22 protein-coding genes are annotated in these 21,733 nt (G+C 73.0%); 8 read left to right on the forward strand and 14 right to left on the reverse strand.

Going from position 1 to position 21,733, the window contains the following annotated elements; all coding sequences use genetic code 11:
• Positions 1–65 precede the first annotated feature (65 nt).
• The 3 genes from ACLBXO_RS12505 to ACLBXO_RS12515 all read left to right on the forward strand — a co-directional run bounded on the left by ACLBXO_RS12505 (position 66) and on the right by ACLBXO_RS12515 (position 3,556).
• Positions 66–1,343, forward strand: coding sequence for a GNAT family N-acetyltransferase (locus ACLBXO_RS12505; RefSeq protein WP_447685566.1), 1,278 nt, complete (start codon positions 66–68; stop codon positions 1,341–1,343).
• Positions 1,340–2,500 (forward strand): M20 aminoacylase family protein, encoded by a 1,161-nt coding sequence (locus ACLBXO_RS12510; RefSeq protein WP_447685567.1) that lies wholly within the window; start codon positions 1,340–1,342, stop codon positions 2,498–2,500. Before ACLBXO_RS12505 ends, ACLBXO_RS12510 begins: the two co-directional genes overlap by 4 nt.
• 465 nt (positions 2,501–2,965) lie before the next feature.
• Positions 2,966–3,556, forward strand: coding sequence for a PAS domain-containing protein (locus tag ACLBXO_RS12515; RefSeq protein WP_447685568.1), 591 nt, complete (start codon positions 2,966–2,968; stop codon positions 3,554–3,556).
• 39 nt (positions 3,557–3,595) lie between these two features.
• On the opposite strand, the gene ACLBXO_RS12520 is transcribed toward ACLBXO_RS12515, so the two are convergent.
• The 3 genes from ACLBXO_RS12520 to modC all read right to left on the reverse strand — a co-directional run bounded on the left by ACLBXO_RS12520 (position 3,596) and on the right by modC (position 6,977).
• Positions 3,596–5,236 carry a TadG family pilus assembly protein gene (locus ACLBXO_RS12520; protein ID WP_447685569.1) on the reverse strand — a complete coding sequence of 547 codons (1,641 nt, stop codon included), beginning with the start codon at positions 5,234–5,236 and terminating at the stop codon, positions 3,596–3,598.
• Positions 5,233–5,610, reverse strand: a complete 378-nt coding sequence (locus ACLBXO_RS12525; RefSeq protein ID WP_331318375.1) for a TadE/TadG family type IV pilus assembly protein — start codon at positions 5,608–5,610, stop codon at positions 5,233–5,235. The genes ACLBXO_RS12520 and ACLBXO_RS12525 overlap by 4 nt, the downstream gene beginning before the upstream one ends.
• 263 nt (positions 5,611–5,873) lie before the next feature.
• Positions 5,874–6,977: a molybdenum ABC transporter ATP-binding protein gene (gene modC / locus ACLBXO_RS12530; protein ID WP_447685570.1), complete on the reverse strand. Its 1,104-nt coding sequence runs from the start codon at positions 6,975–6,977 to the stop codon at positions 5,874–5,876.
• 62 nt (positions 6,978–7,039) lie between these two features.
• On the opposite strand from modC, the gene ACLBXO_RS12535 reads away from it, so the two are divergent.
• Entirely contained in the window at positions 7,040–7,696 is a 657-nt protein-coding gene (locus tag ACLBXO_RS12535) for a glutathione S-transferase (RefSeq protein ID WP_331318373.1), read from the forward strand.
• A gap of 30 nt (positions 7,697–7,726) precedes the next feature.
• On the opposite strand, the gene modB is transcribed toward ACLBXO_RS12535, so the two are convergent.
• The 4 genes from modB to ACLBXO_RS12555 form a co-directional block, all read right to left on the reverse strand.
• The gene (gene modB / locus ACLBXO_RS12540) at positions 7,727–8,419 is read right to left on the reverse strand and encodes a molybdate ABC transporter permease subunit (protein WP_331318371.1); all 693 of its coding nucleotides are present in this window, start codon (positions 8,417–8,419) and stop codon (positions 7,727–7,729) included.
• 15 nt (positions 8,420–8,434) lie between these two features.
• Entirely contained in the window at positions 8,435–9,250 is an 816-nt protein-coding gene (modA, locus tag ACLBXO_RS12545; RefSeq protein ID WP_447685571.1) for a molybdate ABC transporter substrate-binding protein, read from the reverse strand.
• Between the two features lie 145 nt (positions 9,251–9,395).
• The gene (locus tag ACLBXO_RS12550; RefSeq protein WP_331318367.1) at positions 9,396–9,593 is read right to left on the reverse strand and encodes a hypothetical protein; all 198 of its coding nucleotides are present in this window, start codon (positions 9,591–9,593) and stop codon (positions 9,396–9,398) included.
• Positions 9,594–9,749: 156 nt separating this feature from the next.
• Positions 9,750–9,893: a hypothetical protein gene (locus tag ACLBXO_RS12555; protein ID WP_331318366.1), complete on the reverse strand. Its 144-nt coding sequence runs from the start codon at positions 9,891–9,893 to the stop codon at positions 9,750–9,752.
• A 287-nt stretch (positions 9,894–10,180) separates the two neighbouring features.
• Here ACLBXO_RS12555 and ACLBXO_RS12560 point away from each other — a divergent pair, with 287 nt between their 5' ends.
• Both ACLBXO_RS12560 and rmf read left to right on the forward strand, forming a co-directional pair.
• Positions 10,181–11,101, forward strand: coding sequence for a 50S ribosomal protein L11 methyltransferase (locus ACLBXO_RS12560; RefSeq protein ID WP_447685572.1), 921 nt, complete (start codon positions 10,181–10,183; stop codon positions 11,099–11,101).
• 51 nt (positions 11,102–11,152) lie between these two features.
• Positions 11,153–11,341, forward strand: coding sequence for a ribosome modulation factor (gene rmf / locus ACLBXO_RS12565; protein ID WP_447685573.1), 189 nt, complete (start codon positions 11,153–11,155; stop codon positions 11,339–11,341).
• Here the strand turns inward: rmf and ACLBXO_RS12570 are convergent, their stop codons facing one another.
• Positions 11,342–11,596, reverse strand: a complete 255-nt coding sequence (locus tag ACLBXO_RS12570) for a hypothetical protein (protein WP_447685574.1) — start codon at positions 11,594–11,596, stop codon at positions 11,342–11,344. It abuts the gene before it with no gap.
• 138 nt (positions 11,597–11,734) lie between these two features.
• Here ACLBXO_RS12570 and ACLBXO_RS12575 point away from each other — a divergent pair, with 138 nt between their 5' ends.
• Complete coding sequence (locus tag ACLBXO_RS12575) at positions 11,735–13,573, forward strand: aminopeptidase P family protein (protein WP_447685575.1); 1,839 nt, start codon at positions 11,735–11,737, stop codon at positions 13,571–13,573.
• 131 nt (positions 13,574–13,704) lie between these two features.
• Complete coding sequence (locus tag ACLBXO_RS12580; RefSeq protein WP_447685576.1) at positions 13,705–15,879, forward strand: protein-disulfide reductase DsbD family protein; 2,175 nt, start codon at positions 13,705–13,707, stop codon at positions 15,877–15,879.
• A 177-nt stretch (positions 15,880–16,056) separates the two neighbouring features.
• Here the strand turns inward: ACLBXO_RS12580 and phoB are convergent, their stop codons facing one another.
• The 6 genes from phoB to pstS form a co-directional block, all read right to left on the reverse strand.
• Positions 16,057–16,752 (reverse strand): phosphate regulon transcriptional regulator PhoB, encoded by a 696-nt coding sequence (gene phoB / locus ACLBXO_RS12585; RefSeq protein WP_012319307.1) that lies wholly within the window; start codon positions 16,750–16,752, stop codon positions 16,057–16,059.
• Between the two features lie 130 nt (positions 16,753–16,882).
• A complete protein-coding gene (gene phoU, locus ACLBXO_RS12590; RefSeq protein ID WP_192708539.1) occupies positions 16,883–17,602 on the reverse strand; it encodes a phosphate signaling complex protein PhoU in 720 nt (239 codons plus the stop codon).
• Positions 17,603–17,711: 109 nt separating this feature from the next.
• A complete protein-coding gene (gene pstB, locus ACLBXO_RS12595) occupies positions 17,712–18,527 on the reverse strand; it encodes a phosphate ABC transporter ATP-binding protein PstB (RefSeq protein ID WP_012319309.1) in 816 nt (271 codons plus the stop codon).
• A 22-nt stretch (positions 18,528–18,549) separates the two neighbouring features.
• Positions 18,550–19,440: a phosphate ABC transporter permease PstA gene (pstA, locus tag ACLBXO_RS12600; protein ID WP_447685577.1), complete on the reverse strand. Its 891-nt coding sequence runs from the start codon at positions 19,438–19,440 to the stop codon at positions 18,550–18,552.
• Positions 19,441–19,452: 12 nt separating this feature from the next.
• Complete coding sequence (gene pstC, locus ACLBXO_RS12605; protein ID WP_331318353.1) at positions 19,453–20,430, reverse strand: phosphate ABC transporter permease subunit PstC; 978 nt, start codon at positions 20,428–20,430, stop codon at positions 19,453–19,455.
• 85 nt (positions 20,431–20,515) lie between these two features.
• A complete protein-coding gene (gene pstS, locus ACLBXO_RS12610; RefSeq protein ID WP_331318351.1) occupies positions 20,516–21,556 on the reverse strand; it encodes a phosphate ABC transporter substrate-binding protein PstS in 1,041 nt (346 codons plus the stop codon).
• Positions 21,557–21,733: the final 177 nt, after the last annotated feature.

Consider the following 21,733-nt stretch of genomic DNA (forward strand, 5'->3'; position numbering starts at 1 on the left):
CTGCCATGGTCGCCGCGCGCATCCGCCCGCTTGCCCCCGGCCGGTCAGGGGCTAGAGTCCGGCCCATGAAGCAAGCACCCGGGCCGACGCCGGAGACCGCCGCACTGACCGTGCGGGCGCTTCCCGGACTGAAGGAGATCGGCGCGGCGGAATGGGATGCCTGCGCGTTCTCGTCCGAGACCCTGGCGGCGGGCGACGAGACCCACAACCCTTTCGTGTCGCACGCCTTCCTGTCGGCGCTGGAGGATTCGGGCTGCGTCTCGCGCAGGACCGGCTGGCTGCCGCTCCACGTCTCGGTCGAGCGCGACGGCGTCCGCCTCGGCGTGGCGCCCTGCTACCTGAAATCGCACAGCCAGGGCGAGTACGTCTTCGACCACGGCTGGGCCGACGCCTACGAGCGGGCCGGCGGCGCCTACTACCCCAAGCTCCAGGTCAGCGTGCCGTTCACGCCGGTGACCGGGCCGCGCTTCCTGATCGCGCCTGGGGCCGATCCCGACGAGGCCACGGCCGGCCTCGTCGCGGGCCTGCGGGCGCTGCGGGGCGAGACCAAGGCCTCCTCGATCCACGTCACCTTCATGCGCGAGGCGGAGTGGGAGCGGGCCGGCGCGGCCGGCTTCCTGCAGCGCACCGACCAGCAGTTCCACTGGCAGAACGACGGCTACGCGAGCTTCGACGATTTCCTCGCCGCCCTCGCCTCGCGCAAGCGCAAGACCATCCGCAAGGAGCGCCGCGACGCCCTGGCGCCCGGCATCACCGTCGAGCACCTGACCGGCGCGGCCATCACCGAGGCCCACTGGGACGCGTTCTACGCCTTCTACATGGACACGGGCTCGCGGAAGTGGGGACGGCCCTACCTCAACCGCCGGTTCTTCTCGCTCCTGTCCGAGCGCATGGCCGACCGGGTGCTCCTCGTGATGGCCAAGCGCGGGGACGCCTACATCGCCGGCGCGATCAACCTGATCGGCGATACCGCGCTCTACGGCCGGAACTGGGGCTGCATCGAGGACCATCCGTTCCTGCATTTCGAGGTCTGCTACTACCAGGCGATCGACTTCGCGATCGCCCGGGGCCTGAAGCGGGTCGAGGCGGGGGCCCAGGGCGAGCACAAGCTCGCCCGCGGCTACCGGCCGGTCCTGATGCACTCGGCCCACGACATCGCCGACCCGGCGCTGCGCCGCGCGGTGGCCGATTACTTGCAGCGGGAGCGCGCCCACGTCGCCGAGGCGGTCGACGTCCTCGACACGCTGACGCCGTTCCGGCGCGCGGACGCGGACGGCCCGGGCGCGACGCCCCCCGACGCCTCCTCCCCCAACACCTCACCCCCCGAGAGTTCCGAGTCATGAGCCCGATCGACCGCATCAAGACCTACGCCGACGAGCTGACGGCCCTGCGCCGCGACCTGCACGCCCATCCGGAACTCGGCTTCGAGGAGGTCCGGACGGCCGGCATCGTCGCCGACCTCCTCGAGACGTTCGGCTGCGAGGTCCATCGCGGCGTCGGCGGCACCGGCGTGGTCGGCCTGCTCAAGGGACGCACCGACAACGGCAAGCGGATCGGCCTGCGCGCCGACATGGACGCCTTGCCCATCGAGGAGGAGACCAACCTCCCCTACCGCTCGACCTATGCCGGCAAGATGCACGCCTGCGGCCATGACGGGCACACCACGATGCTGGTCGGCGCGGCGCGCTACCTCGCCGAGACCCGCGATTTCGACGGGACCGCGGTGTTCGTGTTCCAGCCGGCCGAGGAGGGCCGCGGCGGCGCCCGGGCCATGCTGAAGGACGGCCTGTTCGAGCGCTTCCCCTGCGACGAGATCTACGGCCTGCACAACCAGCCCGGCGGCGGCCACGGCATGATTAAGCTGCGGCCCGGGCCGATCATGGCGGCGGCGGACTTCTTCGACATCCACATCCGCGGCAAGGGCATCCACGCCGCACAGCCGCACCGGGGCACCGACCCGATCATCATCGCCACCGGCCTCGCCCAGGCCCTCCAGTCGATCGTGTCGCGCAACGCCGACCCGCTGAAGTCCATCGTCCTGTCGATCACCCGGATCGAGGCGGGCTCCGCCTACAACGTGATCCCCGAGACGGCCCACCTCGCCGGCACGATCCGCACCTTCGACAAGGAGATCCGGGCGCTCGCCGGCACCCGCATGCGCGAGCTGGCGGCCGGCTTCGGCGCGGCCTACGGCGCCGAGGTCACGGTCGACCTCCAGGACGTGTTCTCCGTCCTGGAGAACGCCCCCGCGCAGGCGGCCGCCGCCACGGAGGTCGCCACCGAGCTCCTGGGCGCCGACAAGGTCGAGTCCAACGTCGTGCCCAAGATGGGCAGCGAGGACTTCGCCGACATGACCATGGCGGTCCCCGGCGCCTATGTCTGGCTCGGCGCCAATCCGGGCCCGGGCCTGCACAATGCCGGCTACAACTTCGACGACTCGATCATCCCGATCGGCAGCGCCTTCCTGGCGCGGATGGTGGAGCGCCGCACCGCGGCCTGACGCCGGGCCGTCCCCACCGTCCCGGACTGTCCGGATGGCGGGCGATGTCGCCGCGCGAGTCCGGTCGGCCGTCGACAGCGCGGCCGATCGGTGCGAATCCTGACGAAACCCGCCCGCGACCCAACGCGGGTCGCGATGGGAGGGCGCCATGTCACCGGAGATGCGGGAATCGCGCGCGGCGCTCATCCTGCTGGCCGCCTCGGTGGGGGCGGTCCTGCTGTTCGGCGCTTTCACGCTGCTGACGCAGCTCGGCTGAGGCACGGCCGCGATTGCAACCTGAGCGGGTTGGCTGCGGGCCGGGTCGCGGGGGGGCGGTCCCGTGCGAAGCGGGATTTCGCCGCCGGCACAGGGCATTGTCGTCGATGCGTGACGGGCGATCGAGTTGAGTTAACTGCTCATTAATTCCATCAGCGGTTGTATGTCTCCGAAGGCGGGCACGGTGCGCGCTGAAACCGGAGTTCGCCCATGATGGCCGACGCAATCCAGGGTCCCCGCCCTCGGCCGGTCGACCTCTCAGCCGCCCTCGACGCCTCCGGGATCATCGGCGCGTGGTCGTGGTCGCCGCGCGCCGAGCGGTGCGTGCTCGATGCCGGCGCCGCGGACGTGCTGGCCGGGGATCCCGGACTCGCCGGGCGTCCCCTCCCGCTCTCGGTCGCCAAGGCCTGCGTCCATCCGGAGGATCGGCCGGCCGTAATCCGGCAGTTCAAGGCGGTGCGCGAGCGCGGCGGCCTGTTCGTGGCCGAGTACCGCACGCTGTCGCCGTCGGGGCAGGTCCGCCGGATCCTCGATCGCGGCCGGATCCCGCCGGGCGCGTCGAGCCGGCGCCTCGGGCACGGCGTCATCATCGACGTGACGGACGAGCCGTCGGCGACGCGGGCGATGGCCGGGCCCGCGGACGCGCTGACGCAGGCCGTGGACCGCGCCCTCGAGTGCCGCGACGCCCTTGAGGGCGTGGCGGATTCCGAGCTTCAGCTCCTGGTCGACATGCTGCTGCTGCACCTGGGCCGGCGCATCGCCAAGGCCTCCACGACCGGCGCGAGCCGCGGCCGCCACTGAGGCGGGGGCGCTCCGTCCCGCCGGGCCGTCCGGCCCGGCTCACTGCACCAGCACGGCCTGGTTGCAGAGGGTGCCGTCCACGTCGAGATCGGCGTAGCCGAGGCGCAGGCCGAGGGTGCGCAGGACGGTGTCGAGCACGAGGTCGATCCCCGGCGCCACGGTGCCCAGGGTCGTCGTCAGGGCCGACTGGAGCAGCGGGGGCACGCCGAGGCCGCTGATGTTCAGCACGAGATTGCGCAGCAGGCTGCCGGTGAGCGACTGGGTCAGGCCGCTCGAGGCCACCGAGCGCACCGTGTGATCCGCGATGTCCGCCTCCGAGAAGACGAGGGTCTGCGATCCGGTGCCGAGCGTCGCGAGGGCCCGCCCGGAGACGTTGACCAGCGGCAGGGCGATCAGTGTCGCCGGCTGCGACAGGTCGGGGCTCGCGCTGCCGCCCGCGATCGCGGTGCGCGGGATCTGAGCGATGGCCAGCGTCGCCAGCCCCGTCTGCGCGTCGAGGGTGACTCTGCGTCCTCCGGACCCCGTGCAGCTGAGCGACCGCAGGGTGGCCTGCGCCGGTGCCACCTCCGCGTAGACCGGCAGCGACAGGGTTCCGAGCCCGAGCGGCGCCGTGACGGTGGCCTCGATCAGCAGCCGGGTCTGAGCCGTCTGCACGGTGGCGTTCTGGCTGCCCGGCCGGACCCAGCCCGAACTGCGCTTGCGCTCACCGATCGCCAGGGTCAGGCGCGTCGCGAGCAGTCCCGGCACGGTGGCCCCGAGATCGACCGCCACTTGGTTCTGCCCGTTCGCCAGGGAGGCGGCCGCGCCGAGCAGGTTCAGCACGTTGAGGGAGGGGCCGGCGAATCCCCGCGGCGGCGCCAGCGCGGCGGCGTCGCCGAGGCCGTCCAGCTGGCCGATCGCGACGAGGTTTCCGGCATTCGGCAGGGCGTTGAGGATCTCCGACAGGGCCGACACCGCGCTGCCGTTATCCGCCGCGGCGACCCGCAGCGCCATCAGCAACTGACCGACGCTGGCATTCGCCTGGACGATGTCGGTGTAGTTCGCGGCCTGCATGTTGAGGCTCGCCCCGAGGGCGTCGAGGACGCGCAGCCCGTCGACGCGGGCGCTGGCCAGGGCATCGTAGTCGCTGACGCTGAGCGACAGCTTGGCCCCGAGCAGGGCGCCGAGCAGGGCGTTGGCGATGCCGCCCTGGAGTTGCAGGGTGCCGGATCCGATCGTGAAGGCAGCGAATTGCGCGCTCGCGGCGGTCCCCGTCACCCGCAGCGGCACCGCGGCGGGCAGGCCGATCGCCCGGCCGAAGGTCACCGGGACCGAGGTCGAGAGGCCGACCCGCACCGCGTTCGCCGGGCTGCCGCCGGCGCTGAACCGGCTACCCGGAGCGACGCCTCGCGCGCTCGCGTCGTAGCTGCCGGGCGCGACCGTGGCGGTCGCCGCGCCGTAGCCGTTGTCGCTGAGCGACTGGCGGGCGACCGTGTCGGCCTGGCTCGGATCGACGGCGGCCAGCATGGCGGCGATGTCCACCGCGCCCTGCGCCTTGCGCCGCGCCTGGAAGACGAGGCCGAGATCGATCCCGACCGCGCCCGCCCCCATCAGCATGGCGCTGCCGAGCGCCACCAGGATCGCGACGTTGCCGCCGCGCGCGGCCCCGAAGCGCCGCAGGCGCGTGCCGCGGCCGGTCACAGGCCGCCCTTCCGGACGCTGACGCTGCTGCGCAGCACGGTCGGGAGCATCGGCAGCAGGCGCGCGAAGACGTTGATGCCGAGCGTGGTGGCGTCGAGGGTGACGGTGACCGTGTACACCGTCGCGTCGTTGGGATCCGGCCCGACCTGCACGACGATGCTGCCCGGCCGGAACATCGCGCCGGCGCTCAGGCTCCGGTTCACCATGGTCTGGGCGAGGTTCGCCCGCTCGGCGTCGGTGACCCCGGCCACGGACGCGCGGGCCGCCTCGGCGGCGATCTGGCGGAGGTTGTGGGCCGCGCCGAGACAGATGCCGAACACCGCGATCCCGGCGAAGAGCAGGAACAGCACGGGCGCCACGAGGGCGAACTCCACTGCGGAGCTGCCGCGCCGGCAGGTCCATCCGCTCGGCGCCCTCCGCCGGCGCAAGCGCCGCATGCCCATCGCATCGACCTCCGCGACTCGCGCAGCACGACCACTGCACGGCCCATCGTGGCGGCGATGTTCTAACCAATGGTTGTTTCGATATAATATTTACAACCGAAACGGGAGTACGATGCCCCGGATGCGTCCCGATGACCGCGCGCGTCCGCCACCGCGGCGCCGGGCGCGCGCGGTCGGCATCGCCCGGAGCCGTCTCAGATCGCCCGGGGCGGCCGCAGCAGGCCGAACCCGGCGGGGTCGAAGGACGCGCTCTTGACGATGGCGTGGACCTCGCGTCCCGGCGCGAGGCCGAGTTCGCGGACGGCCGCCCCGGTCACGCGCGCCACGAGACGGGCGCCGTTGCAGTCGATCTCCACCGCCGTCTCGGCGCCCGCGGTCGTCAGCCCGCAGATCCGGCCGGCCAGGACGTTGCGGGCGCTCAGACCGCGGGGACGCTCGGTGGCGACGAGCACGTCGCGGGCCGGGATGCGCACCCGCACCCGCGTCCCGGCCGGGCGCGACAGCCCCGGCACCAGCAGGCTCCCGGCGGCGCCGGTCAGGCGCGTGAGCCCCGTGGCGTCGTCGAGGGTCTCGACGACCATGTCGAGGAGCGCGCCGGGCTCGGCCTCGTGGATCGGCACGAGGTCGGCGCGGCGCAGGATCGTCTCCGCGGGGCCGGCGGCGGCCACCCGCCCGGATTCCAGCACGATCACCGTGTTGGCGAGCCGGGCCACCTCGGAGACCGCGTGGCTGACGTAGAGGATCGGCACGCCGGCCTCGTCGCGCAGGCGCTCGATATACGGGAGGATCTCGGCCTTGCGGGCCTCGTCCAGGGCCGCGAGGGGCTCGTCCATCATGAGGAGGCGCGGCCCGGCCAGCAGCGCCCGCCCGATCGCCACCCGCTGGCGCTCGCCACCGGAGAGGCCCGCGGGCCGCCGGTCGAGCAGGTGGTCGATGCCGAGCATCCCGGTCACTGCCGCGAACGCCGCCGGGTCGGCACGGTGCCGCGCGAACACCCGGCCGTAGCCGAGATTGGTCCGGACGCTCAGGTGCGGGAACAGCCGCGCGTCCTGGAACACCACGCCGACCCGGCGCCGGTGCGGCGGCAGGATCAGGCCGGACGCGGTGTCGACCCACGGGGTGCCGCCGACGGCGATCCGGCCCCGGTCCGGCCGCGCGAGGCCGGCGATCAGGTCGATCAGCGTCGTCTTTCCCGAGCCCGAGCGGCCGAACAGGGCGGTGAGCCCGGGCCCGGCCTCGAAGGCGGCCGCCAGCGCGAAGGCGCCGCGCCGGAGCTCGACGTCGACCTGGATGCTCACGCGGCGGGACTCGGGTAACAGGAGCCGCGGCGCGCCCCGGCGCCGGCCCGGACTTGCCCGCGATGATCACGGTCCACCACCTCGAGAACAGCCGCTCGCAGCGCGTGCTCTGGCTGCTGGAGGAGCTGGAGCTGCCCTACCGCGTGATCCGCTACGCCCGCGATCCGCGGACCCTGCGCGCGCCCGCCGAACTCGTGGCCGTCCACCCCCTCGGCAAGGCGCCGGTGATCACCGACGGCGGGACGGTGGTCGCCGAGACCGGCGCGATCGCCGCCTACCTGACGGATCTCGCCGGCGCGCGGCTTGTGCCCGGGCCCGGGACCGAGGAGCGGCGGCGCTACGTTTACTGGTCGCACTACGCCGAGGGCTCGGCGATGCCGCCACTGCTGCTGAAGCTGGTCTTCGGGCGGCTGGCGCCGGGCAGCCCCTGGCCGCTGCGGCCCCTCGTCCGCCGGATCGCCGACACGGTGCTGCGGGGCTTCGTCGATCCGGACCTGCGCCGGCACGCGGCCTTCTGGGAGACGGAACTCGCCGGCCGCCCGTATTTCTGCGGCGCCGACTTCACCGCGGCCGACATCCTGATGAGCTTCCCGCTGGAGGCCTTCGCGGCGCGCGGCACGGGCGCGGGCCCGCGCGTCGCGGACTGGCTCACGCGCGTCCACGCCCGCCCGGCCTACCAGCGGGCCCTGCGGCAGGGCGGACCCTACGCGTATGCCTGAGCGGGCGTCCCGCCCCGGATCGGTCGCCATTCAGCCCGCCCCCAGCCGCCGTCCGGCCCGCCGGGCCAGGAATTCCGAGACCAGCAGGGCCGCGACCGACAGCGCGATCGAGATCAGGGTGAGGCGCAGGGCCGGCCCCTCCCCGCCGGGGACCTGCGTCAGCGTGTAGATCGCCGACGGCAGGGTCTGGGTCTCGCCCGGGATGTTCGACACGAACGTGATGGTCGCGCCGAACTCGCCCATCGCCTTGGCGAAGGCCAGCACGGCGCCCGCGAGGCAGCCGGGCAGGCTCAGCGGCAGCGTGATCGTGAGGAAGACCGCGAAGGGGTTCGCGCCCAGCGTGCCGGCCGCCTGCTCCAGGCGCCGGTCGACGGCCTCGATCGACAGCCGCATCGCCCGCACCATGAGCGGGAACCCCATCACCGCGCAGGCGAGCGCCGCCCCGGTCCAGCGGAAGGAGAGGACCACGCCGATCTCGGCGAGGGGCGCGCCGAGCGGGCCGCGCCGGCCGAAGGCGAGCAGCAGCAGGTAGCCGGTCACGACCGGGGGCAGGATCAGCGGCAGGTGGACCAGCCCGTCCAGCAGGGCGCGGCCCGGGAAGCGGCGCCGCGCCAGCAGCCACGCCACCGCGAGGCCCGGCACGAGGCTCGCGAGCGTCGCCACCGTGGCTACCCGCAGGCTCAGGCCGACGGCGGTCCACTCGTCCGGCGTGAGCCCGAGCAAGAGAGCGGCGCGCCGCTACTGGCTAGCGCCGGGCTGCGCGACCACCGTGAAGCCCTGGCGCTCGAAGGAGCCCCGGGCGGCCGGGCCGCGCAGGTAGCCGAGCAGCGCCCCGGCATCCGGGTTGCGCGAATCCCGGGTCACGGCCGCCGGGTAGACGATCGGCGGGTGGCTGTCGGCCGGGAAGGTCGCGACCACGTGGACGCTCGGGTCCGCGGCCGCGTCGGTGGCGTAGACGATGCCGAGCGGCGCCTCGCCCCGGGCGACGAGCAGGAGGGCGGCGCGCACGTTCTCGGCCTGGGCGACCTGCCCCTTCACGGCGTCCCAGGCGCCGAGCGTCTCCAGGGCGGCCTTGCCGTACTTGCCGGCGGGAACGGCGTCGATCGTCGCCATCGCCAGCCGCCCGCCGCCGAGAATCCGCGTCAGCGTGGTGCCGAGGTTCGGCGCCAGGGCGACCTGCGCGTCCGCGGCGCTGTCCTTCGGCCCGGGGGCGATCAGCACCAGGGCGTTGCGCAGCAGGTCGATCCGCGAGCCGGTCTTCAGCAGCCCGGTCCGGTCGACGTAGTCCATCCAGGCGAGGTCGGCCGAGATGAACAGGTCCGCCGGCGCGCCCGCCTCGATCTGCTTCGCGAGGGCGTTCGAGCCCGCGTAGGAGATCCGCGCGGTCTTGCCGGTCGCCTTCGTCCAGGCGGCGGCGGCATCGTCGAGGGCGTTCTTGAGGCTCGCGGCCGCGAACACCACGACCGGCTCGTCCGCCCGCGCGGCCCGGGTCGCCGGCGCGAGGGTCAGCACCGCGAGGGCGCAGGCGACCAGGATCCGTCGCGTCAGGGGCATCACTCAGATCTCTCCGGTCGCGACCCGCTATATACGGCGGGGAACGACGGGGATCATAGGCGCGCGCGGGCGGTCGGCCAAGGGCCGGCCCCGGGGAGAGCACGGCCCCGTCCTGTCAGCCGAGGTCCTGTCAGCCGAGGTCCTGTCAGCCGAGTTTGGCCTCCTGCCGGTCCTTGGGCTCCGCCTCCGCGCGATGGAGGCGGCTCAGGAGGACGAGGAGGTGGCCGGGGAGCGGCCCGTCCGGTGCGGGGCCGCCGAAGATCCGCTCGCGCGGTCGGACAGGCACGGCCGCGCCGTTGACGACCACGGGCCCGCGGGGGCCGGAACGCCGGGACTTGGTCACGCTGTACGCACCCTGCTCAATCGTGATTCACGTAAAAAGCCGGCAAAAACGCCGCCGTCGGCGGCGGGTTCCGCGGCTGCGATCCACCATTTGGTTAACGCGCGACCATCCTGCCGCATTCCTGGGCGCCCGCGCGCGCGAATCGGAGCCGCGACGTCACCAAGTCCGGATGTCGTGCCGCTCGACGGGGCGCGACTCCGGCAGGCCGCCCATGCCGTCCGCGACGAGAAGCGCCCACAGCGTGGCCGCGGCCGTGGTCACGGCCGCGAAGGCGACACTGATGAGGAGAGGCGCGGTCATGGCAGCACGATCGTCTGTCAAAACTGGCGCGCCGCTCCGGAACGAGCGGCGCGCCCGAGTTGAGGGTCTGGCCTTGGGGAAGCCGAGATTGTTTAAGCACACGCGAAGGTCGTGGACACTGGTTTGGTCCGCGTGAAAGATAAGTATTGGCGCTTGTGACCGTCCGGCAACAAGGGTTCGACAGCGGCCCCGCGCGGCCCCGCGCGGCCCATCCGCCGCCGCCGGGCGCGGATTTTTTCGCGCCAGCCCCTGGGCTGCGGCGCGCCCCGGCGTTACAGCCCGGCACCATGCTCGAAGGCCTGCCGCCCCATCGCCCGTCCCACGTCCTGCGCCTGCTGACCGACGAACGCTCGGCCCGCGCGATGACCGACCTCCTGGGCGAGATGTTCGATCCCACGGAGACCGCGGTGGCGGCCTTCGAGGACGAGGACGGGCGCACGTGGCGGCTGGAGGCCTACTTCGCGGACGCGCCCGACGAGGACTACGTCCGCGAACTCATCCGCCCGGTCATCGGCGACGCGGCCGACGCGGCGGAATTCCGCACGATCGCCGAGCAGGACTGGGTGCGCGCCTCGCTGGAAGGCCTGAAGCCGGTCCGGGCCGGCCGCTTCCTCGTGCACGGCTCGCACGACCGCGACTCCGTGCGGGGCAACGATCTGGCCATCGAGATCGAGGCCGCCCTCGCCTTCGGCACCGGGCATCACGGCACGACGCTCGGCTGCCTCCGCGCCCTGGTCTCTGAACTCAAGCGCCGGCGCCCGGTCCACGTCCTCGATGTCGGCACCGGAACCGGGATCCTCGCCTTCGCGGCCGCCAAGGCCCTGCGGCAGCCGGTGGTGGCCGGCGACCTCGACGCGGAGGCCGTGCGCACGGCCCGCGAGAACGCCCGCGCGAACGGGCTCGGCCCCTATCTCAAGCTCTACGAGGGATCCGGCGTGCGCCACCGCCTCGCCGACCGGTCGCGCCACTTCGATCTCGTCTTCGCCAACATCCTGGCCCGGCCGCTCAGGCTCCTCGCGCCGACCCTGGCGCGGGTCGTCGCCACCGGGGGCGTGCTGGTCCTGTCCGGCCTGATTGAGCGCGACGTGCCGGGCGTGCTCTCGGCCTACCGCCTCCAGGGCTTCTCCCTGGTGCGGCGCGGCGTGATCGAGGGGTGGGTCGCCCTGGTCCTGATGCGCGGCGGCGCGGCGCCGCGTCCGCGGCGCTGACCCGCGCGGAACCGCCCCGAAACTCCCCGCGTGCCGGCGTGTTGTCCGGCCATGAGCCAGACGCCGCTCCACGATCCGCCGGCGGACCCCATCGCCGAGGGCGCCCGCGCCCGGGCGCAGGGACGGCCCAAGGATGCCTGCCCCTATCCGGCCGATTCGCCCGCTCGCCGCGCCTGGATCGAGGGCTACGACGGGGCGCCCGCGGACCGCGCGCCGGACCTGCCGGCGACGAACGGCTGATCAGCGCGCGGTGCGCAGGCGGCCCGGCCGGTCCGGCTCGCCCTTGGTCTCGGCCGGCGACCCCGGCGCGTCCGCCTGCGACACCGGCGCGCCGAGCGCCGCCATCAGCACGCGCAGGCCGTCGATCCAGTCCTCGAGTTCGGCGAGCGAATCGAAACCGTCGCGGCGGACCACCGTGTCGGGCTCGATCGTCACGACGGCGTCGAAGCGGCCGTCGGGTCTGTCGCTGATCCGGTAGTAAACGCGGCGTGGCATGTCTGAGTAATAGGCGAAAATCGGCGGTGTGATAAGATTGCTAACGATCTTTAAGCACCGCAACGATCATCCGACCAACCTCTTTGTCGGGCGCACAGGGTGTTGCGACGCGGGAGCGGCGGGCGCTAGGCTCGCCGCATGACCGAGACCCGTCCGTCCCGACCGCGTCAGCGCTTCCAGAGCTTCGACGATCCGAGCCACCGGAGGGGCACCGAGCGGATCGAGGCGCTGCGGGCGGCCCTGCGCGAGACCGGCCTCGACGGCTTCGTCGTGCCGCGGGCCGACGAGCACCAGTCGGAATACGTTCCCGCCGACGCCGAGCGGCTGGCCTGGCTCACCGGCTTCACCGGCTCGGCCGGGACGGCCGTCATCCTGATGGAGTCCGCGGCGCTGGTCGTCGACGGGCGCTACACCCTGCAGGCGCCCGAGCAGGTCGATACCGGCCTCGTCACGGTGGTGCCGCTCGCCGAAACGACGCCGGAGGCCTGGGTCGGCGCCAACCTGCGGCGGGACCAGGTGCTCGGCTACGATCCCTGGCTGCACACGCCGGACGGTCTGGCACGCCTGGAGCGGGCCGTGACCCGCGCCGGCGGCACCGTGCGGGCGGTGCCGAACCTCGTCGACGCGGTCTGGGCCGGGCGGCCGCGGCCGCCGGCCGGGCCGGTGGTGGTCCACCCGGACGCGCTGTGCGGCGAGGCGCCCGCCGACAAGCTCGGCCGGATCCGGGCGGCGCTCGCCGAGGGCGGCTGCGACGCCCTGGTGATCTCCGACCCGCACAATCTCGCCTGGGCCTTCAACCTGCGCGGGTCCGACGTCGCCCATACGCCCCTGGCGCTGGGCTACGCGATCCTGCCGCGCGAGGGGCTGGCCCGGCTGTTTCTCGTCTCGCCGAACGTCGATCCGGCCCTGCGGGCGGCGCTCGCGCCGGTCGCCGAGATCCTGCCGCGGGCGGACCTGGACGACGGATTGGCGTCCCTGGCCGGGGCGCGCGTCCGCCTCGACGCGGCGACCGGCGCCGTCGCCCTGAAGGAGAAGATCGAGGCCGCCGGCGGCACGGCCGATGTCGGCAAGGACCCGATCACCGGGATGAAGGCGGTCAAGAACGCCGCCGAGATCGCGGGCGCCCGCGCGGCCCATGTCCGGGACGGGGCGAGCGTCGTGCGCTTCCTCGCCTGGCTCGACGGTGCGGCCGCGGCCGGCGGCCTCACCGAGATCGCCGCCGTCGAGGCCCTGGAGGATTTCCGGGCCGCCGGCGGCGACCTGCGCGAGGTCTCGTTCCCCACGATCTCGGGATCCGGACCGAACGGCGCGATCGTCCACTACCGGGTGAGCCGCGCCACCGACCGGACGGTCCGGTCGGGCGAGCTGTTCCTGATCGATTCCGGCGCGCAGTACCCGGACGGCACCACCGACATCACCCGCACGGTCGCGGTCGGTGCGCCGAGCCCGGCGATGCGCGACCGCTTCACGCGGGTGCTGAAGGGGCACGTCGCCATCGCCCGGGCGGTGTTCCCGGTCGGCACGACCGGCGCCCAGATCGACGCCTTCGCGCGGGCGCCGCTCTGGCAGGCGGGGCTCGACTTCGACCACGGCACCGGGCACGGCGTCGGCGCCTTCCTGTCGGTGCACGAGGGGCCGCAGCGGATCGCCAAGACCGGCACGGTCGCGCTGGAGCCCGGCATGATCCTGTCGAACGAGCCGGGCTACTACGCCCGCGGCGCCTACGGCATCCGGATCGAGAACCTCGTCCTGGTCGAGTCCCGCGCGATCGCGGGCGGTGAGCGCCCGATCCTCGGCTTCGAGACGCTGACGCTCGCCCCCTACGACCGGCGGCTGATCGAGCCGGACCTGCTCGAACCCGGTGAGCGGGCCTGGATCGACGCCTATCATGCCCGGGTGCGCGAGACCCTGGCGCCCGGTCTCGACCCCGCGACGCGCGACTGGCTGGAGCGGGCGACGGCGCCGCTCCCGGGGTGACCCGCCCGCACGGGACCGCGGACGCGACCCCGTGCGCGGTCCGTGGTAAGACCCGGCGCCACGGGAACGCCCGCGCCGGGCCCGAGACGCCGCGCGTGAAACCGCGGCAGCCCCGCGCGCGAAGGGACAGCATGATCCGCCGCCTCGCCATCCTGATCCTGGCCCTCGCCGCGAGCCTGTCGGCCGCCGCGGCGCAGGGGTTCCCGCAGGGTTTCCGCACGCCCGCGGACCTCGTGCGGGCGAGCCTCGTGGCCGAGCCCGCCGCGGTCGCCGGCGCGCAGCCCTTCACGCTGGCGGTGCGGATGCAGATCAAGCCCGGCTGGCACGTCTACTGGCGCAACCCGGGCGATTCCGGCCTGCCGCCGGAGGTGACCTGGACCCTGCCGGCCGGCTTCAACGCCGGCGCGATCCGGTGGCCGGCGCCGGAGCGCATCCCGATCGCGACGCTCATGAACTACGGCTACGAGGGCGAGGTGACGCTCCTCGTCCCGGTGACGCCGCCGCCGAGCCTCGACCCGGCCGACCCGGTGCAGGTCCAGGCCAAGCTGACCTACCTCGTCTGCGAGACCGAGTGCGTCCCCGGCTCGGCCGATCTCGCCCTGACCCTGCCGGTCGGCGAGGCCGCGCCGGACCCGGCCAACGCCGCGCTGTTCGCGCGCGCCCGCGCCGCCCTGCCCGTGCCGGCGCTCTGGCCCCTGCGCCTGTCGAGCCAGGGCGACACCCTGCGCCTCGATTTCGCCGCGACCGGCCTGAAGCCCGAGGCGGTCCGGAACGCCGCCTATTTCCCCTACGCCGAGACGGCGATCGACAACGCCGCCGCGCAGGTGATGGCGGTCGACGAGACCGGCCTGCACCTGACCCTCGCCCGGAGCAGCCCGACCGACCCGGTCCCCGCCACCCTGCCCGGCGTCCTGACGGTCGAGGCGGTCGACGCCGCCGGGACCCGCCGGCTCGCCTTCGCGTACGGCGACGAGCCGGTGCTCCCGGCCGCCGCGGCGCCGGCCGCGACCGCGCCCAATCCCGCCGCGACCGCGCCGGCCGCCGCCGATCTCGACGCGCTGACGCTGGCGACCGCCGCGGCCTTCGCGTTCCTCGGCGGCCTGATCCTCAACCTGATGCCCTGCGTCTTCCCGGTGCTGTCGATCAAGGTGCTGAGCCTCGTGCGGCACGCGGGCGAGGGGCCGGCCCGGCTGCGGCTGCACGGCCTCGCCTACACGGCCGGCGTCCTGGCGAGCTTCCTGGCGCTCGCCGCCGCGCTGATCGGCCTGAAGAGCGGCGGGGCGGCGATCGGCTGGGGGTTCCAGCTCCAGTCGCCCGCCATCGTGGCGGGGCTCGCCTACCTGCTGTTCGCGATGGGCCTGAGCCTCTCGGGCGCGGTCCATGTCGGCGGCCGGCTCGCCGGCCTCGGCGACGGCCTCACCCGGCGCGGCGGCCTGAGCGGCTCGTTCTTCACCGGCGTGCTCGCGACCCTGGTGGCGACGCCCTGCACGGCGCCGTTCATGGGCTCGGCGGTGGGCTTCGCGCTGACCCAGAGCGCCGGCGTGGCGCTCGCCGTCTTCGCGAGCCTCGGGCTCGGCCTCGCCCTGCCCTTCCTGCTCCTGACCCTCTGGCCGCCGGCCCTGCGGGCGCTGCCGCGTCCGGGCGCCTGGATGGAGACCCTCAAGCAGGTCCTGGCCTTCCCGGTCTACGCCACCGCGGCGTGGCTGATCTGGGTGCTGGCGCAGCAGGTCGACCCGCGCGGGCTGCTGGCGGCGCTGATCGGCCTCGTCCTCGTGGGCTTCGCCGCCTGGGCCTGGGAGCACGGCCGCGCGGCCGCGCCGCGGGCCGGCCGGGTCGCGCGGGCCGCCGCGGTGCTGGCGCTGCTCGCCGTCGGGGCCCTCGCCGTCACCCTGCCCCGGGACCGCGCCGCGCCGGCCGCGCAGGCCGCCGTTGACGGCGTCGAGCCGTTCACGCAGGCGCGGCTCGACGCCCTGGTCGACGCGCACCGCCCCGTCTTCGTCGACATGACCGCCGCGTGGTGCATCACCTGCGCGGTCAACGAGGCGACCTCGCTCAACACCAAGGCCGTGCGGGCCGCGATGGCCGAGCGCGGCGTGACCTACATGAAGGGCGACTGGACCAACCAGAACCCCGAGATCACCCGCCTCCTGGAGAAGCACGGCCGCAGCGGCGTCCCGCTCTACCTGCTCTACACCGGGACGGGGGAGCCCCGGGTGCTGCCGCAGATCCTGACCGAGGGGACGGTCCTGGCGGTGCTGGAGGCGGTGCCGGCGGCCTCGGGCCGGAGCGCGGCGCTGGCGCGCTGAGTCCCTGAGGGGGGGACGCTAAATAGCGGCGCGCCCGTCACACCGTCGTCGCGAGCGCAGCGAAGCGATCCGGCAGCGCCACGCGCGCCGGCGTCCCGCCGCCCTGGGTCGCTTCGCTCCGCCCGCGATGACGGCACGCCGGAGCGGTGAGGCGCTCCGACAGCCCGCGAGGCCGCCTCAGGCCTCGAGCGAGAAGGTCTCGTCGAAGGCGTAGCCCGAGCCCCGGACCGTGCGGATCGGGTCGGCTTGGCGCGGGCCGTTCAGCGCCTTGCGCAGCCGCCCGACATGGACGTCGACGGTGCGCTCGTCGATGTAGACGTCGTGGCCCCAGACCCCGTCCAGCAGCTGCTCGCGGGAGAAGACCCGGCCCGGCGCCAGCATCAGGAACTCGAGGAGCCGGAACTCCGTGGGGCCGAGATGCAGCTCCTCGCCGCCGCGGCGGACGCGGTGGCCGGTGCGGTCGAGCTCCAGGTCGCCCGCCGCCAGCCGGTCCGAGACGTGGGCGGGCTTGGCCCGGCGCAGCAGCGCGCGGATCCGGGCGAGCAGCTCCGGGACCGAGAACGGCTTGACGATGTAGTCGTCGGCCCCCGTGCCGAGACCGCGGACGCGGTCGCCCTCCTCGCCCCGGGCGGTGAGCATGATCACCGGCAGCCGCTCGGTCTCCCGGCGCGCCCGGATCCGGCGGCACAGCTCGATCCCCGAGAGGCCCGGCAGCATCCAGTCGAGCAGGACGAGGTCCGGGATCCGCTCCGCCAGGAGCAGCTCGGCGTCGTCGCCGCGCGCCGCGGAATCCACCAGGAAGCCCTCGGCCTCCAGGTTATAGCGCAGCAGCGTGGTCAGCGCCTCCTCGTCCTCGACGATCAGGACTTGCATGCTCACGTTCGACGACTCGTTCTACCGGCGGTCCCGCGGATGGTGCAGGAGGCGCCGCCCGGCCTCAACCTGCACGGATACCGGCCCCGGCCGCGCCCACAGGGAGGCGCGGGAGCCGGGATCGGGGGACTCAGGGCGCCTGGACGCCGTCCACCGTCGCGTAGTTCGACGCGTCGTTCTTCGGCCGGTCGCCCGCCAGGGTCTCGCCCGTGGCGAGGTAGTGGATCGTCTCGGCGATGTTGGTGGTGTGGTCGCCGATGCGCTCGACGTTCTTGGCGCAGAACAGCAGATGCGTGCAGAACGAGATGTTGCGCGGATCCTCCATCATGTAGGTCAGGAGCTCGCGGAACAGGGAATTGTACAGGGCGTCGATCTCGCCGTCGCGCTCCCAGACGTCGTGGGCCGCCTGGACGTCGCGGCTCGCGTAGGCGTCGAGCACGTCCTTGAGCTGGCCCTCGGCGAGGTCGCTCATGTGGCGCACGCCGAGCACGATCTTCTGGGCCGGCGCCTGGTCGGAGATCGCCACCACGCGCTTGGCGACGTTCTTGGCGAGGTCGCCGATCCGCTCGAGGTCGCCGGAGACGCGGATCGCCGAGATGGTCTCGCGCAGGTCGATCGCCAGGGGCTGGCGCCGGGCGATCAGCAGCACGGCGCGCTCCTCGATGTCCCGCTGCAGCGCGTCGAGGCGCTTGTCGGCGAGGATCACCGCCTGGGCGAGCGTGTCGTCCCGGCGGACGAGGGCGTCGGTCGCCTCCGCGGTCATCTTCTCGGCGACGCCGCCCATCTCCGAGATCGAGCGACGCAGGTTCTCCAGGTCGGTGTCGTAGGAGGTGACGATATGGCCGGGCATGGCGGATCCTTCGATGGGGTCCCGGGGACGGCCCTCCGGGCGGCTTGCGGGACCCGCCGGCGCGCCGGAGACGCGCGCGGCGGCCCCGGCACCGGAGCGGCCCGGCAGACTAGCCGAAGCGGCCGGTGATGTAGTCCTGCGTGCGGCGTTCCGTCGGGTTCATGAACATCCGGTTGGTCGGACCGAACTCGACGAGCTGCCCCAGATACATGAAGGCGGTGAACTGCGAGATGCGCGCCGCCTGCTGCATGTTGTGGGTGACGATCACGATGGTGAACTCGTCGCGCAGCTGCTCGATCAGCTCCTCGATCCGGCCCGTGGAGATCGGGTCGAGGGCCGAGGTCGGCTCGTCGAACAGGATCACCTCCGGGCGCTGCGCCACCGTCCGGGCGATGCACAGGCGCTGCTGCTGGCCGCCCGACAGGCCGGTCCCCGGCTGCCGGAGCTTGTCCTTCACCTCGTCCCAGAGGGCGGCCTTGCGCAGGGATTCCTCGATCCGGCCGTCGAGCTCGGATTTCGGCAGCTTCTCGTAGAGGCGCAGGCCGAAGGCCACGTTGTCGTAGATCGACATCGGGAACGGCGTCGGCTTCTGGAACACCATGCCGATGCGCGAGCGCAGCTCGTTCAGGTCGACGGACGGGCTGAGGATGTTCTCGCCGTCGAGCAGGATTTCGCCCTCCGCGCGCTGCTCCGGATAGAGGCTGTAGATCCGGTTGAAGCAGCGCAGCAGGGTGGACTTGCCGCAGCCGGACGGCCCGATCAGCGCCGTCACCTGCCGGTCGTGGAAGTTGAGGTTGACGTCCTTCAGACCGTGGAAGCTGCCGTAGTAGAAGTTCAGGTCCTTGACGGCGATCCGCACGGGGCCGCCCTCTTCGGCGCGGTTGCGGTTCAGCTCGACCGTGGGGATCGCGGAGGCGGCGTTCATCGTCGTGTCCTCGAAAGGGGGCTCAGCGCGAGGCCTGCGGCTTGATCACGAGGCGCGCGATGATCGACAGCGCCAGGATGGTGGTGGTGATCAGGAGCGCGCCCGCCCAGGCGAGGCCCTGCCAGTTCGGGTAGGGCGAGAGGGCGAACTGGTAGATCATCACCGGCAGGTTCGCGACGCCGCCCATCAGGTCGGCCGAGAACCACGAATTGTTGTTGAGCGCGGTGAACAGCAGCGGCGCGGTCTCGCCGGCGATGCGGGCGAGCGCCAGGATGATGCCGGTGACGATGCCGGCCGAGGCCGCCCGCCAAGTCACGCTCATGATCACCGTCGAGGGGGGCGCGCCGAGCGCCGCGCCGGCCTCCCGCAGGGTGCCGGGCACGAGGCGCAGCATGTCCTCGGTGGTGCGCACGATCACCGGCACGGCGATGATCGCCAGCGCCACGCCGCCGGCCCAGCCCGAGTAGGTGCCCATCGGCCGCACCATCAGCGTGTAGACGAACAGGCCGATGAGGATCGACGGCGCCGAGAGCAGGACGTCGTTGAGGAAGCGGATCAGGGCGGCCAGCTTCGAGCCGCGCCCGTACTCGGCCAGGAAGGTCCCGGCCATGACGCCGACCGGCGTCGCGATCAGGATGCCGATCCCGGTCAGAATGAGGCTGCCCAGGATGGCGTTGGCGATGCCGCCGCCCTCGGAGCCGGGGCCCGGGGTCGGGTTGGTGAACAGGGTCGGCGTGAAGCCGCGCACGCCCTGGACGATCAGCATCACCAGGATCGAACCGAGGACCAGGGCGCCCACCACCGTCGCGGCGGTGCAGGCGACGCGCAGGGTCCGGTCGGCGACGCGGCGTCCCTGTCGGACGCGGCCGGGGCGGCGCTGGGCGGGCGCGGCGATCGTGCTGGAGGAAACCATCGCGCGTGCTCCTCAGGCGGCCTGGACGCGGCGCGTCAGCAGCCGGGCGATGATGAGCACCACGAAGGTGATCACGAACAGGATGCAGCCGAGCGCCATCAGCGCGTTCAGCTGGAGGCCGTCCGCCTCGTTGAACTCGTTGGCGATCCGCGACGCGATGGTCGAGCTCGGGTCGAAGATCGAGGCCGAGAGGCGGTTGGCGTTGCCGACCACGAAGGTCACCGCCATCGTCTCGCCGAGCGCCCGGCCGAGGCCGAGCATGATCGCGCCGATGATCGAGACCGCCGCCTGCGGAACGAGGACGTGGCGCACGACCTCCCAGGTGGTGCAGCCGATGCCGTAGGCGCTCTCGCGCAGCACGGTCGGGATCTGGTCGAGCATGTCCCGGGCGATCGAGGCGATGAACGGCACGATCATGATCGCCAGGATGATCCCGGCCGTGAACACGCCGACGCCCGACGGCACCCGGGCGTAGAACAGCGTGCCGACGATCGGCATGCCCTCCACGAGGTTCGAGACCGGGATCTGGATGTAGCGCGCGAGGAGCGGCGCGAACACGAACAGGCCCCACATGCCGTAGATGATGCTCGGCACGGCGGCGAGCAGCTCGATCGTCATGGCGACCGGCTTGCGGGCCCAGCCCGGGCAGAGCTGGGTGAGGTACACCGCGATGCCCAGCGAGACGGGCACGCCGATCAGCAGGGCCAGGAAGGCGGAGGCGACGGTCCCGATCACCGCGACCAGGGCGCCGTACTGCTCGGTCCCGACGTTCCAGGCGCTGGAGGTCAGGAAGCCGAAGCCGAACTCGCGGAAGGCGGGCCAGCCGCCGTACAGGATCGAGCCGAGGATGCCGGCGAGTACGAGCAGCACCAGCAGGGCCGCGGCGTACGAGCAGGTCCGGAACAGCGTGTCGAGGCTCCGGCTCGGCGCCTTCCGCGCGGTCGCGGAACGGGTTCGGCCGAGGGCGATCGATTCGGTCAAAGCGGGCATCCGCGGTTCTCTGCGAAGGGGGGCGTGGTAGCGCGGTGCGTTCCCGGAAGCGAGGGAGGAGGTTCTCACCTCCTCCCGGCCACGCTCACATGTTGAGGACAGGCTTGCCGTCCTTGCCCTTCACGTCTTTCCACTCCTGGTGGATCAGCTCGACGACGTTGTCCGGCAGGGGGACGTAGTCGAGGGCGGTGGCGAGCGTGTCGCCGTTCTTGTAGGCCCAGTCGAAGAACTTGAGCACCGCGGCGGACTTGGCCGGGTCGGCGGCGTCCTTGTGGACCAGGATGAAGGTCGCCGCCGTGATCGGCCACGCCTCCTCGCCCGGCTGGTTGGTCAGCGAGATGCCGAAGCCCGGGGTCGCCTTCCAGTCGGCGCTCGCCGCCGCGGCCTGGAACGCCTTGTCGTCGGGCTGCGGGTACTTGCCGGCCTTGTTCTGCAGCAGGGCGTAGGAGAGCTTGTTCTGCTTGGCGTAGGCCGACTCGACGTAGCCGATCGCGTTCGGAACCTGCTTCACGGTGGCGGTCACGCCCTCGTTGCCCTTGCCGCCCTGACCGACCGGCCAGGAGATCGTCGTGGCCGCGCCGTACTCCTTCTTCCAGGGCTCGGAGACCTGCGACAGGTAGGTGGTGAAGATGTTGGTCGTGCCCGACGCGTCGGAGCGGTAGACCGGGGTGATGTTGGCGTCGGGGAGCTTCAGCCCGTCATTGAGCTTGGCGATGCGCGGGTCGCTCCACTTCGCGATCTTGCCGGCGTAGATGTCGGCCAGCACGTCGCCGGTGAGCTTGAGCTTGCCCGGCTCGATCCCCGGGATGTTCACCACCGGCACGACGCCGCCCATCACGGTCGGGAACTGGACGAGGCCGTCCTTCGTCAGCTGCTCGGGCTTCAGGGGCGCGTCGGTGGCACCGAAATCGACCGTCTTGGCCTGGATCTGCTTGATGCCGCCGCCGGAGCCGATCGACTGGTAGTTGAGGCCCGAGCCGGTCTCCTTGCGGTAGGCCTCGGCCCACTTGGAGTAGACCGGGAAGGGGAAGGTGGCTCCGGCGCCGGTGATATCGGCGGCGAGCGCCGCGGACGCCAGCTGAACCGTCGCGAGGCCGACGGCGAGCGCGTAAGCGAAGGGTCTCAAAGGAATCTCCGTTGCCGTCGGGCTAGAGCCTGCGCTGCTCCGCCGGCGAGCCCGTGCCCGCGGCAGAGCTCTGCGGCCGATCTTCCGAAGAGACCCAGCGCCGGCCGCCCGATGGCCGGGCGGTTACGACAAGTAGATGACACCGGGATGACACGTCGCACGACAGCGCGGCCGGCC

The organism is Methylobacterium sp. C33D, assembly GCF_053345825.1.

Excerpts from the sequence above, each read along its gene's own strand:
- ACLBXO_RS12505 (WP_447685566.1), top strand. The coding sequence starts at position 66 with ATGAAGCAAGCACCCGGGCCGACGCCGGAGACCGCCGCACTGACCGTG.
- ACLBXO_RS12510 (WP_447685567.1), top strand. The coding sequence starts at position 1,340 with ATGAGCCCGATCGACCGCATCAAGACCTACGCCGACGAGCTGACGGCC.
- ACLBXO_RS12515 (WP_447685568.1), top strand. The coding sequence starts at position 2,966 with ATGATGGCCGACGCAATCCAGGGTCCCCGCCCTCGGCCGGTCGACCTC.
- ACLBXO_RS12535 (WP_331318373.1), top strand. The coding sequence starts at position 7,040 with ATGATCACGGTCCACCACCTCGAGAACAGCCGCTCGCAGCGCGTGCTC.
- modA (WP_447685571.1), bottom strand. The coding sequence starts at position 9,250 with ATGCCCCTGACGCGACGGATCCTGGTCGCCTGCGCCCTCGCGGTGCTG.
- ACLBXO_RS12555 (WP_331318366.1), bottom strand. The coding sequence starts at position 9,893 with ATGACCGCGCCTCTCCTCATCAGTGTCGCCTTCGCGGCCGTGACCACG.
- ACLBXO_RS12560 (WP_447685572.1), top strand. The coding sequence starts at position 10,181 with ATGCTCGAAGGCCTGCCGCCCCATCGCCCGTCCCACGTCCTGCGCCTG.
- rmf (WP_447685573.1), top strand. The coding sequence starts at position 11,153 with ATGAGCCAGACGCCGCTCCACGATCCGCCGGCGGACCCCATCGCCGAG.
- ACLBXO_RS12570 (WP_447685574.1), bottom strand. The coding sequence starts at position 11,596 with ATGCCACGCCGCGTTTACTACCGGATCAGCGACAGACCCGACGGCCGC.
- ACLBXO_RS12575 (WP_447685575.1), top strand. The coding sequence starts at position 11,735 with ATGACCGAGACCCGTCCGTCCCGACCGCGTCAGCGCTTCCAGAGCTTC.
- ACLBXO_RS12580 (WP_447685576.1), top strand. The coding sequence starts at position 13,705 with ATGATCCGCCGCCTCGCCATCCTGATCCTGGCCCTCGCCGCGAGCCTG.
- phoB (WP_012319307.1), bottom strand. The coding sequence starts at position 16,752 with ATGCAAGTCCTGATCGTCGAGGACGAGGAGGCGCTGACCACGCTGCTG.
- phoU (WP_192708539.1), bottom strand. The coding sequence starts at position 17,602 with ATGCCCGGCCATATCGTCACCTCCTACGACACCGACCTGGAGAACCTG.
- pstB (WP_012319309.1), bottom strand. The coding sequence starts at position 18,527 with ATGAACGCCGCCTCCGCGATCCCCACGGTCGAGCTGAACCGCAACCGC.
- pstA (WP_447685577.1), bottom strand. The coding sequence starts at position 19,440 with ATGGTTTCCTCCAGCACGATCGCCGCGCCCGCCCAGCGCCGCCCCGGC.
- pstC (WP_331318353.1), bottom strand. The coding sequence starts at position 20,430 with ATGCCCGCTTTGACCGAATCGATCGCCCTCGGCCGAACCCGTTCCGCG.